The following is a 17483-nucleotide window of genomic DNA, read 5'->3' on the forward strand; positions in this document are numbered from 1 at the left end:
AGGATGTAAAATATGGCAATTATAAACTCACAGTTTTCAGGCATAGGAACAGTTTTACAAAGTAGTTTTTCTGTACCTGAATATCAAAGAGGTTACTCCTGGGAGAAGGATCAAGTAGATGACTTTTGGTCAGATTTTATTCAATTATATGAAGATGATGATTTAAATGAACACTTTTTAGGACAGGTAGTTATTCATAAAGAGGGTAATAAAACTAGAAATATCATTGATGGACAACAGAGAATTACAACTTCATTAATATTTTTAGATGCATTTAGAACAAAAGCACTTGAATTTCTTAATTCCACAAAAAATGTAAAAGCTGTGGAATATGCTAGAGAGATTGTTCAGGAAGTTAATGTTAACCACTTAAAAAATAGTACGTTCAAAAAAGAAGTCAAATTAAGACTCGGAGAAGCAGATGATGATTTCTTCCAAAAATATATTGTTCCAGAAATGGGTTATAAAAAAGAAATCGTTATTAAAGATTTATCTAGCTCTGAAAAGTTGATCTATAATTCTAGTAGCTACCTAAATAAGCAATTAGAAGAATATTTAAATCAATTCAATGAAGATGTAGAAAAAGCAAATCATCTATATGATATGTTCGATGAATTTTTAAAAAATATGATTGTGATGTATGTAGAAACAAATAGTTTAAATGAAGCATTTATTATATTTGAAAGTTTAAATGCTCGTGGAAAAGATTTAGAAACATCAGATTTATTAAAAAATCACCTCTTTAGAGTAGGACAAAATAGAATTGAAGAAGTAAAATCTAATTGGTCAAAAATGGCATTAGATTTAGATGGTATAGATTTAACAGCATACATTAGGTATCTTTGGAATGCTGAGAATCATTTTGTTACTAGAAATAAACTATATATGAATATTCGTTCAAAAGTAAATACAGTAGAAGATAGTGTAAATTTAAGTGAGAAATTATTAGAGCTTTCACGGTTATACAGAGCTTTAGTATTGCCTGAAGAAGAGAATTATTTTAATAAACCAATTACTGAGACACTTATAAAACTTCATGAACTAAATGCAAAAACTTACTATCCGATAATTATAGCAATGAAATTAAAAAAATATGAAGATGATGATATTGGAAAAGTACTAAAAGCGATTGAAGTGTTATTAGTTAGAAATGTTGTCGTTGGTGGTATGACAGCAAATACTCTTGAAAAGGAATTTGCTAAAATAGCACTAAAAATATCTAAATCTGAACTCAAAAATGCTGAAAATATTGTGGCTGAACTAAAGAAACTTACACTTTCAGATGATGAATTTAAAGCGAATTTCGAAACATTTACAGTGAGAAGACCTCAAACAGTTCGTTACTTATTAAGAGAATTAGAAAACTTTGAAGAACGTGAGATTAGAGTTAATGAAGATAATATGAAAGTTCATATTGAACACATCATGCCGAAATCGCCAAAAAAGAATGATTGGGGTATTATTAAAGAAGATCATGAGCAATATTTACAAAGATTAGGTAACCTTACATTACTGGGTGATGAGAAAAATCAGAGTGCATCAAACGCAAAGTTTGACCGCAAAAAAGAAATTTACTCTGAATCTAAAATCTCCATGACGCAAGAGCTGACTAAAAATAAAACATGGACTATAAAAGATATTGAAAGACGTCAAAAAGATTTAGCTAATAAAGCTATAAAAGTTTGGCCTAAAAACTCTTAAATATATGGACTCCTCTAACTATTGTGTTTAGGGGAGTTTTTCATTTGAGAGAAATTATTAACAGTTTAATTATGGAAATATATGTTAATATTTATCATTATTAAATAAAATATTGTTAAAAATTATCAAAATAGTTTACAACTTGTGAAATAATCAATACAATAAAAATTAGGTGATGCGATTGTCTAAGGAATCTAGAAAGTCTAAAATTATAGAGTTTTTAAGTGAACATGAAACTTTGACAATTACGTCTATTGCAAAGCTTCTTGAAGTATCTGAAATGACAGTTAGAAGATACTTAAAAGAGCTAGAGGATGACGGGATTGTTCTTGGTACTAATAATGGTTATATGCTTATGGATAATATAACAACTGAGTTGCCTTTTTTTAAAAAGCAGTTAGTTAAGGTGGACGAGAAAAAAGAAATTGCTATTAAGGCGCTTAGTTTTATTAAACCAAATGATCATATATTTTTAGATGCTGGAACCACAACGTTTGAATTAGCTAAATTACTGAAGGATGTGAATTTTCCTTTAACAATTGCGACTAATGATATTAAATCTTCGTCTATTTTAGTGGATAGTCATCACACTGTAATTTTAACCGGAGGCATTATTCAGAACAATGTAGGTTCTATGTATGGGGTACATACCATTAAGTATTTAGAAGAATCTAAGTTCGATATCTCTTTTGTTGCAACAGAAGCGGTTTTTGACGGTTCAATTTATGCGCCAACAAGAGAAAAAGCGTTTATCAAAAAGCTAATGATTGATAGTGGATATTCTTCGTACTTATTAGTCGATGATAGTAAGTTTGACCGTTATTCTTATTCTAAAATTGCAAGCTTAGACAAATTTGATGGTATCGTCGTAAACAGTGAGTTAGATGGTGCTACTAAGAACTATATACAGCAATTTACAAAAGTGATTTGAGGAGTTATCTAATTGAAAATTGGAATTATAGCAGACGATTTAACAGGAGCGAATGCAACTGGTGTACGTATGAGTAAAAGTGGGTTTCGTCCAGCAACTTACTTTTATAATAAAGATATTATAAGTAATAAAGATATCGATACTGTAATTATTGATACAGATAGTAGATATTTAAATAAAGATATCTTAAAAACACGTATAAATCAATCGCTTGAGAGCCTGTTTAAATGTGACATTGATTTTATTTGTAAGCGGATTGATTCGACGATGCGTGGTAATGTTGGCAACGAAATTGACTTACTACTTGATTATGTTGGTGAAGATAATGTAGCTGTTGTTGTACCTTCATTCCCAGATTCTGGTCGAGTTACTATTGGTGGATACTTAGTTGTTAATAACATTCCATTACATAAAACGGATGTAGCAAATGATCCAATTATGCCAATTAACACATCTTGTATTTCAGAGATAATAGAAAGTCAATCGAAATATGAAGTTGGTTTATTGACGATTAATGAATTATCAGGTAACTGTGATGATTTTATTGAAAAGTTTAAAAGTATAACTCAATCTGGTAAAAGAATTGTTGTGATTGATGCAGCGACAAATCAAGATATTGAATTTATTGCAGAGTCATTATCGAAGGTAAATTTACCTATTATACCTGTAGATTCGGGTCCTTTTACATCAGCTTATTCAAAATTTAAAGCAAATCAAAAAGTAGATAATAGCAAAATTATTGTAACAGTCGGTAGTGCAACAAAAGTGACAGAGAAGCAATTAGCTTATCTCATAGATCGTATGGATATTAAACCGATTGTTCCAGATATATATAAGCTTGCTTCTTTTGATGATAATTTTGAAAATGAAATTAACCGTTGTGTAAGACAAGCAAAACTAAAATTAAAAACAAGTGAAACAGTTATTATTACTACTAATGAAGAGAATCTAGTCATTATTGATATACAAAAGCTAGCGAAAGAAAATAATGTACAACCAGAAGCAGTTACTAAACGAATTACTGACGGTTTAGCAATAATTACTAAAAAAATAATTGATGAAACTGATTATACTATAAAAGGTTGCTTTACTAGTGGTGGGGATGTGACTGCGTCACTAACTACTATTATGAATGCAAACGGTATTACTTTGATAGATGAGGTTGCTCCATTAACAGCGTATGGAACGCTCATTGATGGTGAATACGACGGTCTGCCAATTATTACTAAAGGCGGTATGATTGGTGATATTAGAACTATATATGAAGCAATACAATATTTAAAAGCGACTTAAAATTAGGAGGAAATTTTTATGAATAAAAAAGCAATTATCGCAGTACCAATGGGAGATCCAGCTGGAATTGGTCCAGAAATTACAGTTAAATCATTTTTAAATAAAGATATTTTAAATGACTCTAACATCGTAGTTGTTGGGGATAGTAATGTGATCGAACGTGCACTTGAAATAACGGGTGTTGAACTTAAAGTTAATGTGATTAAATCTGTTAAAGATGCGAAGTTTGAAACGGGCACAATTGATTTAATAGATATGAAAAATGTTAATATGGATGAGTTTGAATTTGGTGAAATTCAAGCACAATGTGGACAAGCAGCGTTTGATTATATTGAAAAAGCAATTGATCTTGCTATGAAAAATGAAGTTGATGCACTGGCAACAACTCCTATTAATAAAGAATCGTTATATGCGGCTAAAGTTCCATTTATCGGGCACACAGAAATGTTAGAAGAATTAACTAACTCTCATGATCCATTAACAATGTTCCAAGTTTTAGATTTACGTATCTTCTTCTTAACACGTCATCTATCTCTAAAAGATGCAATTGCACAAATGACGAAAGAACGTGTACGTGACTATGTTGAACGTTCACATGATGCTTTAATTAAACTTGGTGTTGAAAATCCTAAACTTGCTGTTGCTGGACTAAATCCACATAGTGGAGAAAATGGCTTGTTCGGAATGGAAGAGGTTGATGAGATTACACCTGGTATTGAGTGGGCTAAAAAGGATGGCTATGATGTAACAGGACCAGTACCCGCTGACTCTGTATTCTTCCAAGCGTTAAATGGTAAATATGATGCAGTAATTTCTCTATATCACGATCAAGGACACATCGCAGCAAAAATGACAGATTTCCATAAAACTATTTCTATTACAAATGGTTTACCTTTCTTAAGAAGCTCAGTTGACCATGGAACAGCTTTTGATATTGCAGGTAAAAATATAGCATCGAGTGAATCAATGGAAGAGGCTATTAAACTAGCTGGAAAATATGCTTTAAGCTTTAGAAAGTAAATTCATAAAAGGCGCAATAGGTTATGCGCCTTTTATACTCATACATAGGAGGATCTATTGTGGAAGTATCTTCATCACAAATGATTTTTGGTCTTATCGTTGCGATTATATTACTAATATTATTAGTGCTTAAGACAAGGGTTCATGTATTTTTAGCTCTTATTCTTTCAGCTATTGTGGCTGGGTTAATAGGCGGTATGGAACCAACTGAAGTAGTTACTGCTGTGTCAGAAGGTTTTGGATCAACGTTAGGTTCAATTGGTATTATTATTGGTTTTGGTATCATGATTGGAAAAATTATGGAAATATCAGGTGCCGCTGAAAGACTTGCTTATCAGGTTGTCAAATTTGTTGGAAAGAAAAAAGAAGAGTGGGCAATTGCTATTGCAGGTTATATTATTTCAATACCTATATTTGTAGACTCAGCATTTGTTATTTTACATCCCCTTGTTAAAGCATTATCACGTCAGACGGGTAAATCGGTAATAACTCTCGGTGTTGCACTTGGTATTGGATTAGTAGCGACTCACCACGCAGTTCCTCCAACACCTGGACCGTTAGGTGTTGCAGGTATTTTTGATGCGGATATTGGTTTAATGGTATTAGTAGGATTAGTTATATCCGTTCCGGTTGTTATTTCTGGTGTATTATACGCTCAGTGGATTGGGAAAAAGATTTATCAATTACCAAATGAAGAAGGAGAAGGATATTACCGTCCAACTTCTAAAGAGGTATTTGAAGATTTTAAAAATCAAGCGGTTGAACGTGAAAAAGAATTACCAAGCTTTACATTATCTTTATTACCTATTTTAATTCCCTTATTATTAATTTTTGGTAATACTGCGGTTAATGCACTAGTTGAAACAGATGTGTTACATATTAATGAAACGATTTATTCCTATATAACATTTTTAGGTAGTCCGATAATTGCGGTTGCACTTGGTTTGTTATTTTCATTATTCACTTTAGCCAAAAAATTTACGGTTGAAGAAACACTAAATGAATTAGAAGTCGGTCTAAACAATGCGGGTATTATTCTACTTGTAACAGGAGCTGGTGGCGCATTTGGTGCGGTGTTAAGAGAAAGTGGTGCAGGAACAATTATTGCAGAAGAAGTAGTAACTTGGAGTGTTCCAGCAGTACTTATTCCTTTCTTAATTGCAACATTTGTGCGACTCATCCAGGGATCAGGTACAGTTGCTATGATTACGGCAGCTTCAATTTCTGCGCCAATACTCGGTAACTTAGACATTAATCCAGTACTCGCAGCTCAAGCAGCGGCATTTGGTGCAATGATTTTTTCTTACTTTAATGATTCTTTATTCTGGGTTGTTAATAGAATGATGGGAATCAAGAAAGTTAAAGAACAGGTGCTTGTTTGGTCCGTTCCGACAACAATTGGTTGGGCTGTATCGGGAATTACTTTAGTTATTTTAAGCTTATTTATATAATTAATTATAATATGTTTGCTCTCTTCAAAGTATTATGAAGAGGGCTTTTTAGTTTTCACATTATACAAAATTATTGGGAGGGGGAAATTTTGTGACTGGTAAAACACATGCAAGCTGTGGATGTATGATTGGGATGTATTTTGCGAAGGACTACGGTGTGTCTTTAGAGTCTGTTGTTATTTTATCTGCAGCGGTGACTGGGGCTGTAGTTCCGGATATTTGTCACACGAAAAGTTATATTGGTCGACGTCTCCCTATTGTTAGCTTTATTTTTAGCGTAATTTTTGGACACAGATCGTTTACACATTCGTTATTATTTTTATTATTAAATTTTATGATTTTAGATATTATCGGTGTGCCGACGGTGTTTATAGTGAGTTATACAGTTGGGATTTTGTCGCATCTAATATTAGATATGATGACTAAAACGGGAGTGTCTTTATTTTACCCGTTGAAAAAACGAATGTCGTTATCGATTTACTTTAAAACAGGTGGTATTGTCGATTATTTACTGTTTTTTGTTTTTATCGGTATGTCTTATTACATTTTAATGTAATTTAGTATTGTCAAGGTGTTACTTATTTATTAAATAAAAATACATAGACAATAATCTATATAGATGTTAATCTATTAACCATCAGGAGGGTGATTAATGTCTTATAAAGAATTATCAAAAATATTAAAAGTCTTATCAGATCCAAGTCGGTTGGAGATACTAGATTTACTATCTTGTGGGGAATTATGTGCTTGTGACTTGCTGGAATACTTTCATTTCTCACAACCAACACTCAGTCATCATATGAAGTCTTTAGTAGATAATGAATTAGTTACAATAAGAAAAGACGGTAACAAACATTGGTATCAACTGAATCATGATAATTTAGAAGATATTATCAAAAATTTAAATATCATTAATACATCGACCGAAAGATGTGTATGTAAAAATGTGAAATCAGGTGATTGCTGTTGATGATTTTAGCAATTATAATTTTCCTTTTAACTTTAACTTTTGTTATATGGCAACCAAAAGGTTTAGATATTGGTATTACAGCTCTAATTGGGGCAGTTGTAGCTATCGTTACAGGAGTTGTAAGTTTTTCTGATGTTATAGAAGTAACAGGTATTGTTTGGAATGCCACTCTAACTTTTGTAGCTGTTATTTTAATTTCATTAATATTAGATGAAATTGGATTTTTTGAATGGTCTGCAATACATATGGTCAGAGCTTCAAATGGTAATGGTTTAAAAATGTTTGTTTTTATCATGTTACTTGGAGCAGTTGTAGCAGCATTTTTCGCAAATGATGGTGCCGCTTTAATATTAACGCCTATTGTATTAGCAATGGTAAGAAATTTAGGGTTTAATCAAAAAGAGATTTTCCCTTTTATTATTGCTAGTGGATTTATTGCTGATACGACATCACTCCCTTTAATTGTCAGTAACTTAGTGAATATTGTTTCTGCAGATTACTTCGATATTGGATTTATTGAATATTTTAACCGTATGATTGTTCCTAATATATTCTCTTTAATTGCTAGTATTGTCGTTTTATGGTTATATTTCAGAAAATCTATACCTAAAACATTTAATGCAGAAAATCTACCTGATTCTAAAAATGCAATTAAAGATCTTAAACTATTTAAGGTTTCATGGATTGTATTAATAATATTACTTGTTGGTTATCTTGTGAGTGAATTTGTTCAGATACCTGTATCTTTTGTTGCTGGTACGATTGCTATAATATTTGTGCTATTCGCTCGAAATTCTAAAGCAGTGAATACAAAACAAGTGATTACAGGTGCACCATGGAATATCGTTCTGTTTTCTATTGGTATGTATTTAGTTGTATTTGGGTTAAAAAATGTAGGTATCACAACATTTTTAGCTGAAATATTAACTAATATTACAAGTTATGGATTATTCATTAGTGTGATGGGTATGGGCTTTATAGCTGCTTTCTTATCATCAATTATGAACAATATGCCAACTGTTTTAATAGATGCAATAGCGATTGGTCAATCTAGTGCTACAGGACTACTCAAAGAGGGTATGGTTTATGCGAATATTATAGGTTCTGATTTAGGACCTAAAATTACGCCGATTGGTTCTTTAGCAACATTATTATGGCTACATGTTTTAACACAAAAAGGTGTAAAGATTTCATGGGGAACATACTTTAAAACGGGAATTGTCATTACTATCCCAGTATTATTTGTAACACTCTTAGGATTATACTTTACACTAATCATATTTTAATAAGAGGCTTTAATTATGAATAAGAAGACAATTTATTTTATATGTACTGGCAACTCTTGCCGTAGCCAAATGGCTGAGGGTTGGGGGAAGAAATTATTAGGTGAAGACTGGAATGTCTATTCTGCTGGTATTGAAACGCATGGTGTTAATCCTAAAGCAGTAGAAGCTATGAAAGAGGTAGGCATTGATATATCAGACCATACATCAGATTTGATTGATAATGATATTTTAAAACAATCAGATTTGGTCGTAACGTTATGCAGTGATGCTGATGATAATTGTCCGATTTTACCACCAAATGTTAAAAAAGAACACTGGGGTTTTGATGATCCTGCGGGTAAAGAGTGGTCAGAATTCCAGCGTGTTAGAGATGAAATTAAATTAGCGATAGAACAATTTAAATTGAGACATTAAAAAAGAGGCGATTAATTTCGCCTCTTTTATATTAAGATAATCTACCTTGTAGTTTCATAGTGTTCGCAACTTTTTGAATTGAGTTTAAGTAAGCCGCTTCTCTGAATGTAACGTCGTGTTTTTCTTTTGTGTCCCATATTTCATCGAATGCTTGAATCATGCTTTGTTCTTGGCGTTCAAGTACTTCTTTTTCAGTCCAGTAGAAGCCTTGGACGTTTTGAGCCCATTCGTAGTATGACACGATTACTCCACCAGAGTTTGTTAAGATATCTGGTACGACTGTAATTCCTCTATCTTTAAAGACAGCATCTCCTTCAGTTGTAACAGGGCCGTTTGCACCTTCGAGTACAATATTTGCTTTTACTAATTTCGCTACGCGCTCGTCGATTGCATTTGCGAGTGCAGCTGGTACCATAATGTCTACGTCTAATGACCAGAAGTCTTCTGGCGCTAAAATTTTAACGTTTTCCATTTCTTTAAACTTACCACGGTTTTCTTCTAACTCATCGTAAGTAAATCCTTCTTCACGGTAAATTGCGAATAATCCGTCTGGATGCCATTCCATGACTGCTTGTACTTTTGCTCCGAGTTGTTCGAAGTATTTTACAGCGTGGCTTCCTACGTTACCAAAACCTTGAACTGCAAGTGTTGCATTTTCAAAGTGAATGTCAAATTTTTTCGCAACTTGACGACCAATGATTGAAATACCGAATCCTGTAGATTCTTTACGTCCAAGTGATCCACCATACTCGACGGGTTTACCAGTGAATGTACCGATTTCTTGTTTACCAGATAGCTGGCAATATTCGTCAACCATCCAGCTGATCATTTGAGCACTACAGCCAACGTCTGGTGCTGGTACGTCGATTTTTTCGCCTAAATATTTGTAAATTCCACGTACATATCCACGTGCAAGTTGTTCTAATTCGTTGTCAGACATCGTTGTTGGGTCTGCAACGATTCCACCTTTACCACCACCATACGGTGTACCAGTGACTGCACATTTAAATGTCATCCAAATAGATAACGCTTTTACATCATCGTATGTAACGCTTGGGTGAATACGAATTCCACCTTTTGCAGGACCGAGTGTAGTGTTGTGTGCTGCACGGAATGCTTTAAAGCTTTTTACTGAACCGTCATCCATTTTTACAGGGATGTTGATTTCAATCATACGTTCAACGTCTTTTAAAATTTCAAAGACTGCTGGTTCAGTATTTAAGATTTGACATGCTGATTCAACTTGTTGTTGCGCGTTAATAAATGAGTTGTTACTCAAAGGAAATACCACCTTTTAATAATTATGTTTCATACATATATATCTTAGCACGTTTACAAAAATTTTAAAGAATGATTAGTTAAAATTTACAATAAAAAAGAAGTTTAGTTTGACTAAACTTCTTCATCTTCAACATATTCTAAAATATCTCCAGGTTGGCAATCTAACGCCTTGCAAATCGCGTTTAGCGTTGTAAATCGAATTGCTTTTACTTTTCCTCGATTTAAATTTGAAAGGTTGACTACCGATATATCGACTGCTTCTGATAATTCTTTTAGCTGCATTTTTCTATCGGCAAGCATTCTATCGAGTCGTATAATTATCATATTATCACCTTATATCGTTTGATCATATTCGTTTTTTAAAAATAGTCCATGTTTAAATGCATAACCGATTAAAATAATAATTAGTGAAGATACTAGTAATGGCATATTGACCTGGAAGATTGTAAATTCCATTGTAATATCGAGTTGATCTAAAGTATCCTTAAACATTCTATAATACAGAAACTCACTGACGGATTCTTTTAAGCTGTAAAGTACAGTTAAAGCGATGAATAAGTAACCAATAATTTTAATACGTTGACTATTTTCTAATGTGAATATTTCATTTTCACCCATATTTTTAAATAATCGATACGTAAAATATGCAATGAATAAAATAATGGCTAAATATATAATCGTTGTTGAAATAAATAATAATACAGATGGTTTATCGTAAACAACGTCACTAACTTCATTAATATTTTTTATTTTAAATGATGATGATGGTTCTATAAACATATTAAATTAATTGGATTCTAACAATTGAGTGACTGTTGATTCTTTTAAAAATATTAGTGTTGCTAGTAACACGACTGAAACAGTGAGGCTAATCGATATTCCAATAATAGCAAGTAAAGAAATCACCGATAGAATTTTTACAATTGTTCTAAAACGTTTAACATCTTTTTCATTCATAATTTGGTCTCCTTTATTTTAAAATAAGTACTTTGTTAAGCGAAGGATGTATTCATATTTCCTTCCACATATTCAATATAATACATTAATTATTCTTTTTCAATAATTAATTAACGATTATCGTTAATTATTTTATAAAAAAGATAAAATTTAATCCTTTTAATGAAATGAATGAATTTGCTATAATTTAATAGAATATTAAACGTGTAAAGGAAGTGGAACTATGTCTATTAACTGGTTTCCAGGGCATATGGCAAAAGCTAGACGTCAAATTGAAGAGAATTTAAATAAAGTTGACGTTATTATCGAAATTTTAGATGCACGCATTCCGTTGTCGAGTCAAAATCCGATGATGGATGAGATCGTTAAAAATAAACCACGAATCGTTATTTTAAATAAAGCGGATTTAGCAGATCATAATAAGACTAACCGCTGGAAAGATTACTTTAGATCACTTGGACGTTATCCAGTCGCTATAGATGGTAGAAGTAATAACGTATTAAAAAGTATTGAACCTTTAGCACTTGAAGCGACGAAAGACATTTTTGAAAAAATGGAAGCTCGTGGTATTAAACGACGTCCTGTTCGCGCGATGATTATTGGTATTCCAAACGTTGGTAAATCAACATTAATTAATAGTCTCGCAAGACGTAAAGCCGCGAGAACAGGAAATACTCCAGGTCTTACAAAATCACAACAGTGGATTAAAGCAGGAAATAATTTAGAACTACTAGACACTCCAGGTGTATTATGGCCAAAGTTTGAAGGAGATGTCGGCTTAAAATTAAGTTTAACAGGTGCAATTACTGATCGAGTGGTACATTTAGACGAAGTTGCGATTTATGGTATGAAGTTTTTAATTGAAAATGACAAAGAAAATTTCGATACGTTTTATAATATTAATCATTATGATGAAACGGACATAGTTTCAGTATTTGACGCGATTGGTAGAAGTCGTGGCATGTTAATGGCTGGTAACGAAGTCGATTATGAACAAGTGACAAATCGTGTAGTCTATGACATTCGTAACGGTAAGATTGGTAGATATACATTTGACGAGGTTATTCATGACTATTAAAGAAGTAAAAGAATATTTAGAAACGATTACGTCTATTGAAGACTTAGAACAAGATGAATTAAATAATGATCGAAGAGTCGGCGTAAAAAACGCGATTAAAAGTCGTAAGAGAAAACTATTAAAAGAGTTAGAAGTTAAAAATAGATATATTAGAATGATGAGTTATGAGCATGAACTTAATGGAATTATTGCAGGAGTGGATGAAGCAGGGCGAGGACCACTCGCTGGAGAAGTTGTTGCTGGTGCTGTAATTTTAGGTGACGAGAAGTTATATGGGTTAGATGACTCAAAAAAGTTAAGTGAATCTGAAAGAAATCGCTTATATGATTTAATTCTAGACACGTGCACAGTCGGTATAGGTATCGCGACTGTGGAAGAAATTGATACATTAAATATATATGAAGCAACAAAACTTGCAATGATACGTGCAGTGAAAGATTTAAATAGAGACGTCGATCATTTATTAATTGATGCGATGGAGTTAGATGTAGATATTCATCAGCAAAGTATCATTAAAGGCGACGCCAATTCTAATTCAATTGCAGCCGCTTCAATTATCGCAAAAGTGTACCGTGACCGTTTAATGAATGAACATAGTAAAGAGTATCCGGACTATGATTTTGAAAAGAACTCAGGATATGGAACGAAAAGTCATTTAGACGCATTAAACAAATACGGTGTGACACCGATTCATAGAAAAAGTTTTTCACCAGTTAAAGAAATGACTCACAATTTATTCGATATTTAATAATCACACCTTTTTATATTTTTGTATAATGAAAAACGTACAAAATATAAAGAGGTGTTGTTTATTTGAAACGAATTAAAGTCGTCGATAGTTTAAGAGGATTTAGTTTACTCGGGATATTACTTGCCAATTTACTTGTTTTTAATTACGGAATGTTTGGAAATCAATATCTAGAAGTATATGACGTATCTAAAATTGGACAATTTTTAATACAAGCAATTCGAGTTTTATTTGAAGGTAGTACGATGCCAATATTTGCTTTTTTATTTGGATTTGGAATGTACATAATGGCATCTAGTTTTAAACGTAAAGATCTCGGTGTAAAGCGTGGACTGATTCGTCGTGGCATGGCATTACTATTATTTGGTGCTTTGCACGCGGTGTTTTTATTTGAGGGAGATATTTTATTTGCCTACGGCCTCATGATGTTAGTTTTATTTTGGCTACCAAATCGAAGTCTTAAAACGATGATTGTTTGTTTGATTCTTTCATTATCACTTGTTATTTTAATGCATATTGATTTTGGTGGTGTTGAGGAAAGTGTTGACGAGTCCTCTCAATATTATTCTGAAGAATTAACCGAAGAGCAAATTGAGTATTTACTCGAAGAAAAAGAGGCATATAGAACGTTAACGACATCTGAACGCCGATTGTTTTTATTTGATTCTGACAATCCGTTTTTAGGTGGAGGAATCGTTGGATATATATTTACTTACATATTAATTATATCGTTTTACGTCCCGGTTTTTATTTCGGGGATGATTGCTGCAAAGCTTAAAATGTTTGAAACTGGAGGTATGTGGAAAAAAGCACTCGTCATACTTGTGCCAATCGGAATTATATTAAATATATATGCACTTAATAATGAAACACTTGATTTTTATATGTTCTTTATCGATACTGCACTAGCTTTTGGTTATATTGGATTATTTTATTACGTTTATAAAGAAAACTTATTTATGGATAGTTTAGCGGCTGTCGGTAAATTATCGCTAACGAATTATATTTTACAATCAGTATTCCATTCGTTTATATATTACGGTGGAGGACTTGGCAGATTTGGTGATGGTAATTTTACGTTGTCGTTTACTTTAGCGATCATGTTCTTTATCGTCCAAGTTATTTTTAGTCATTATTATATGAAGAAATTTAAATACGGTCCGTTAGAATATTTACTACGTATTTGGACGTATTTCTCATTTAAACCCCACTTAAAACGCGGCAAACATCCGCAAATTTAAAAAATTGATGTATTAAAAGGTTGTTAAGTTTACAATACTGTTACAAATTTATATAATAAGTTTGAAAGCTTATTATATAACGCTTAGGAGGCAAACCATGAATATTCATGAGTATCAAGGAAAACAAATTTTCCGCTCTAAAGGTGTAAACGTACCGAATGGTGACGTTGCGCGTACACCTGAAGAAGCGGTTGAAGTAGCAAAAACATTAGATTCTGATATCTATGTTGTAAAAGCACAAATTCACGCAGGAGGACGCGGTAAAGCTGGCGGAGTAAAAATTGCGAAATCTTTAGATGAAGTTAAAGAATATGCTGAAAGCTTACTCGGCACAACTTTAGTGACAGCTCAAAACGGACCGGACGGAACTGTTGTGAACCGCTTATTAATTGAAGAAGGTTGCGACATTAAAGATGAATACTACATCAGTTTTGTTGTAGACCGTGCAACAAACCGTGTTGTATTAATGGGTTCTGAAGAAGGTGGAACTGAAATCGAAGAGGTTGCAGCAAAAACACCTGAAAAAATCTTTACAGAAGTGATTGACCCAGCAGTTGGATTATTACCTTTCCAAGCAAGAAGACTTGCATTTAACATTAATATTCCAACAGAACTTATCAATAAAGCAGCTAAATTATTACTTGGACTCTATGATGTGTTTGTAGAAAAAGATGCATCAATCGTTGAAATTAACCCACTTGTAACTACAGGTGACGGTCAAGTTATGGCGTTAGACGCTAAAATCAACTTTGACGACAACGCATTATTCCGTCAAAAAGACGTTATGGAAATGCGTGACTTCGATGAAGAAGATCCAAAAGAAATTGAAGCGTCTAAATATGACTTATCTTACATTGCACTCGATGGTAATATCGGTTGTATGGTTAACGGTGCTGGTCTTGCGATGGCAACGATGGACACAATTAACCACTTCGGTGGAAGCCCAGCAAACTTCTTAGACGTAGGTGGCGGTGCGACTGAAGAGAAAGTTACAAAAGCATTCGAACTCATCTTAAGTGATGAAAATGTTGAAGGTATTTTTGTAAACATCTTCGGTGGAATTATGTTATGTGACGTTATTGCGAGCGGTGTAGTACAAGCAGTTAAAAACGTTGGATTAGACATTCCATTAGTCGTACGTTTAGAAGGTACGAACGTTAAAGAAGGTAAACAGATTCTTAAAGATTCTGGTTTAGCAATCACATCAGCGAGCACAATGGCTGAAGGTGCACAAAAAATTATCGCACTCGTTGACGAAAATAAATAAGATAAGGGGAAATTAATTGTGGCAGTATTTGTAGATAAAGATACAAAAGTAATTGTACAAGGTATTACTGGATCTACTGCGTTATTCCATACAAAACAAATGTTAGACTACGGCACAAAAATTGTCGGTGGTGTAACACCAGGTAAAGGTGGACAAGTAGTAGAGGGAGTACCTGTATTTAATACAGTAGAAGAAGCGAAAAAAGAAACTGGCGCGACAGTATCTGTCGTTTACGTTCCAGCTCCATTCGCTGCAGACTCAATTATGGAGGCAGCAGATGCTGATTTAGAACTAGTAATCTGTATTACAGAGCATATTCCAGTTCTAGACATGGTAAAAGTTGTTCGTTATTTAGAAGACAAAAATACACGTCTAGTTGGACCAAACTGTCCAGGTATCATCACTGCAGATGAAACTAAAATCGGTATTATGCCAGGATATATTCATAAAAAAGGACACGTTGGCGTTGTATCACGTTCTGGTACATTAACTTATGAAGCAGTGCATCAATTAACTGAAGCTGGTATTGGACAAACATCAGCAGTTGGTATCGGGGGAGACCCAGTAAACGGTACGAACTTCATCGACGTATTAAAAGAATTTAACGAAGATGATGAAACTCTTGCGGTTGTTATGATCGGTGAAATCGGTGGTACAGCTGAAGAAGAAGCAGCAGAATGGATTAAAGAAAATATGACAAAACCAGTGGTTGGATTTATCGGTGGTCAAACAGCGCCTCCAGGTAAACGTATGGGACACGCTGGTGCGATTATTTCAGGTGGTCAAGGTACTGCTGAAGGTAAAATTAAAGCGATGAACGACGCAGGTATCGATACAGCAGATACACCGTCAGTTATCGGTGAGACTTTAATTGAGCGTCTTAAAAAAGACGGCCTTTATGAACAGTGCTTAACGATTAAATAATATCATTCAAGCAGAGACTTTACGTCTCTGCTTTTTTATTTTGTACCATTTTTTATACGTTTCAATTATAATACAGTTATGAAACTTCACATTTTACAATTAAGCTTTGCACATGTAACAAGTAAAGAGTTTAAGTCAATTCGAAATGGTGAAGTATTAAAAGCATCTACAATTAAAAAAATAGAAAAAGCAAAAAATATTTCTTTAACTTCTATTAAAGAAACATTAACTAAGCACGGGGTAACTTTCATCACGCAGCAATCTGAATTTTACCCACAGTTATTAAAAGAAATTTACGATCCACCATACGTTCTATATGTAAAAGGTGATTTAAAGGTTTTACAGACAAACTTTTTAGGGGTTATAGGAAGTCGAAAAGCTAGTTTTTATACGACTCATGTATTAAAACGATTATTACCAAATTTAAAAGCACTATCCATTGTCTCTGGACTTGCTTATGGTGCAGACGATATCGCCCATTATATTTCTTTAGAGAATGGTTTAAACACAGTAGGTGTTTTAGCATTTGGCCATGATATTCATTATCCAAAGTCGACGTTTAAAACAAGAGAAAGAATGGAAGAAGTTTGTTGTACAATTAGTGAATATCCACCAGGTACACCAATTAAAAAGCATCAATTTGTTGAAAGAAACAGAATTATCGCAGGGATAAGTCACGGCGTTTTAGTTACTGAGGCTGAAGAAAAAAGTGGCAGTTTAATCACATTAGAAATGGCGATGGATGAAAATAGACATGTCTTTTGTGTGCCTGGTAATATTACTTCTCCACTCAGTTTAGGCGTTAACGAACGACTAAAGGAAGGCGCAATTTTAGTGACAAATTCAGACGATATTTTAATTGAATTAAATGTTTAAAGTTTTGAAACATTGACAAATTTTAAAGTAAGTGTGTAATATTGT

Annotated in this window: 19 protein-coding genes; 15 read left to right on the plus strand and 4 right to left on the minus strand. The window is 33.2% G+C overall.

The features are described 5' to 3' along the window. Window positions 1-12: 12 nt before the first annotated feature. The 9 genes from KPF49_RS02825 to arsC all read left to right on the plus strand — a co-directional run bounded on the left by KPF49_RS02825 (window position 13) and on the right by arsC (window position 9066). Window positions 13-1701 carry a DUF262 domain-containing protein gene (locus KPF49_RS02825; RefSeq protein ID WP_183674324.1) on the plus strand — a complete coding sequence of 563 codons (1689 nt, stop codon included), beginning with the start codon at window positions 13-15 and terminating at the stop codon, window positions 1699-1701. A gap of 181 nt (window positions 1702-1882) precedes the next feature. Continuing rightward, complete coding sequence (locus tag KPF49_RS02830) at window positions 1883-2632, plus strand: DeoR/GlpR family DNA-binding transcription regulator (RefSeq protein ID WP_183674327.1); 750 nt, start codon at window positions 1883-1885, stop codon at window positions 2630-2632. 12 nt (window positions 2633-2644) lie between these two features. Then, window positions 2645-3925, plus strand: a complete 1281-nt coding sequence (locus tag KPF49_RS02835; RefSeq protein ID WP_183674330.1) for a four-carbon acid sugar kinase family protein — start codon at window positions 2645-2647, stop codon at window positions 3923-3925. A gap of 18 nt (window positions 3926-3943) precedes the next feature. Then, window positions 3944-4945: a 4-hydroxythreonine-4-phosphate dehydrogenase PdxA gene (pdxA, locus tag KPF49_RS02840; protein WP_183674333.1), complete on the plus strand. Its 1002-nt coding sequence runs from the start codon at window positions 3944-3946 to the stop codon at window positions 4943-4945. A gap of 59 nt (window positions 4946-5004) precedes the next feature. Continuing rightward, window positions 5005-6396, plus strand: coding sequence for a GntP family permease (locus KPF49_RS02845; protein WP_183674336.1), 1392 nt, complete (start codon window positions 5005-5007; stop codon window positions 6394-6396). Between the two features lie 91 nt (window positions 6397-6487). After that, window positions 6488-6952, plus strand: a complete 465-nt coding sequence (locus KPF49_RS02850) for a metal-dependent hydrolase (RefSeq protein WP_183674339.1) — start codon at window positions 6488-6490, stop codon at window positions 6950-6952. Window positions 6953-7048: 96 nt separating this feature from the next. Then, window positions 7049-7366 (plus strand): ArsR/SmtB family transcription factor, encoded by a 318-nt coding sequence (locus KPF49_RS02855; RefSeq protein ID WP_102167537.1) that lies wholly within the window; start codon window positions 7049-7051, stop codon window positions 7364-7366. Continuing rightward, window positions 7363-8652, plus strand: a complete 1290-nt coding sequence (gene arsB / locus KPF49_RS02860; protein ID WP_276516306.1) for an arsenite efflux transporter membrane subunit ArsB — start codon at window positions 7363-7365, stop codon at window positions 8650-8652. Before KPF49_RS02855 ends, arsB begins: the two co-directional genes overlap by 4 nt. Before the next feature lie 15 nt (window positions 8653-8667). Next, window positions 8668-9066 carry an arsenate reductase (thioredoxin) gene (gene arsC, locus KPF49_RS02865; RefSeq protein ID WP_183674347.1) on the plus strand — a complete coding sequence of 133 codons (399 nt, stop codon included), beginning with the start codon at window positions 8668-8670 and terminating at the stop codon, window positions 9064-9066. Window positions 9067-9097: 31 nt separating this feature from the next. Here the strand turns inward: arsC and KPF49_RS02870 are convergent, their stop codons facing one another. From KPF49_RS02870 to KPF49_RS02885, 4 genes are all read right to left on the minus strand, one after another. Further along, on the minus strand, window positions 9098-10345 hold the full coding sequence (locus KPF49_RS02870) for a Glu/Leu/Phe/Val family dehydrogenase (protein WP_246562792.1): 1248 nt from the start codon (window positions 10343-10345) through the stop codon (window positions 9098-9100). A 113-nt stretch (window positions 10346-10458) separates the two neighbouring features. Then, on the minus strand, window positions 10459-10671 hold the full coding sequence (locus KPF49_RS02875; RefSeq protein WP_183674350.1) for a helix-turn-helix domain-containing protein: 213 nt from the start codon (window positions 10669-10671) through the stop codon (window positions 10459-10461). A gap of 9 nt (window positions 10672-10680) precedes the next feature. Further along, the gene (locus KPF49_RS02880) at window positions 10681-11127 is read right to left on the minus strand and encodes a DUF2975 domain-containing protein (RefSeq protein ID WP_183674352.1); all 447 of its coding nucleotides are present in this window, start codon (window positions 11125-11127) and stop codon (window positions 10681-10683) included. A gap of 6 nt (window positions 11128-11133) precedes the next feature. After that, window positions 11134-11304 (minus strand): hypothetical protein, encoded by a 171-nt coding sequence (locus tag KPF49_RS02885; RefSeq protein WP_183674355.1) that lies wholly within the window; start codon window positions 11302-11304, stop codon window positions 11134-11136. A 223-nt stretch (window positions 11305-11527) separates the two neighbouring features. Between KPF49_RS02885 and ylqF the strand changes: the two genes are divergently transcribed. The 6 genes from ylqF (at window position 11528) to dprA (ending at window position 17438) form a co-directional block, all read left to right on the plus strand. After that, window positions 11528-12382 (plus strand): ribosome biogenesis GTPase YlqF, encoded by an 855-nt coding sequence (ylqF, locus tag KPF49_RS02890; protein WP_183674358.1) that lies wholly within the window; start codon window positions 11528-11530, stop codon window positions 12380-12382. Then, on the plus strand, window positions 12372-13130 hold the full coding sequence (locus tag KPF49_RS02895; protein WP_183674361.1) for a ribonuclease HII: 759 nt from the start codon (window positions 12372-12374) through the stop codon (window positions 13128-13130). Before ylqF ends, KPF49_RS02895 begins: the two co-directional genes overlap by 11 nt. Before the next feature lie 65 nt (window positions 13131-13195). Beyond that, on the plus strand, window positions 13196-14371 hold the full coding sequence (locus tag KPF49_RS02900; RefSeq protein ID WP_183674364.1) for a DUF418 domain-containing protein: 1176 nt from the start codon (window positions 13196-13198) through the stop codon (window positions 14369-14371). Between the two features lie 97 nt (window positions 14372-14468). Further along, complete coding sequence (sucC, locus tag KPF49_RS02905; protein WP_183674367.1) at window positions 14469-15638, plus strand: ADP-forming succinate--CoA ligase subunit beta; 1170 nt, start codon at window positions 14469-14471, stop codon at window positions 15636-15638. Window positions 15639-15656: 18 nt separating this feature from the next. Continuing rightward, on the plus strand, window positions 15657-16562 hold the full coding sequence (gene sucD / locus KPF49_RS02910; protein ID WP_183674370.1) for a succinate--CoA ligase subunit alpha: 906 nt from the start codon (window positions 15657-15659) through the stop codon (window positions 16560-16562). 78 nt (window positions 16563-16640) lie between these two features. Further along, entirely contained in the window at window positions 16641-17438 is a 798-nt protein-coding gene (dprA, locus tag KPF49_RS02915) for a DNA-processing protein DprA (protein WP_183674372.1), read from the plus strand. The last annotated feature ends 45 nt before the right edge of the window (window positions 17439-17483 follow it).

The organism is Nosocomiicoccus ampullae (assembly GCF_019357495.1).
Classification (GTDB): Bacteria; Bacillota; Bacilli; order Staphylococcales; family Salinicoccaceae; genus Nosocomiicoccus; species Nosocomiicoccus ampullae.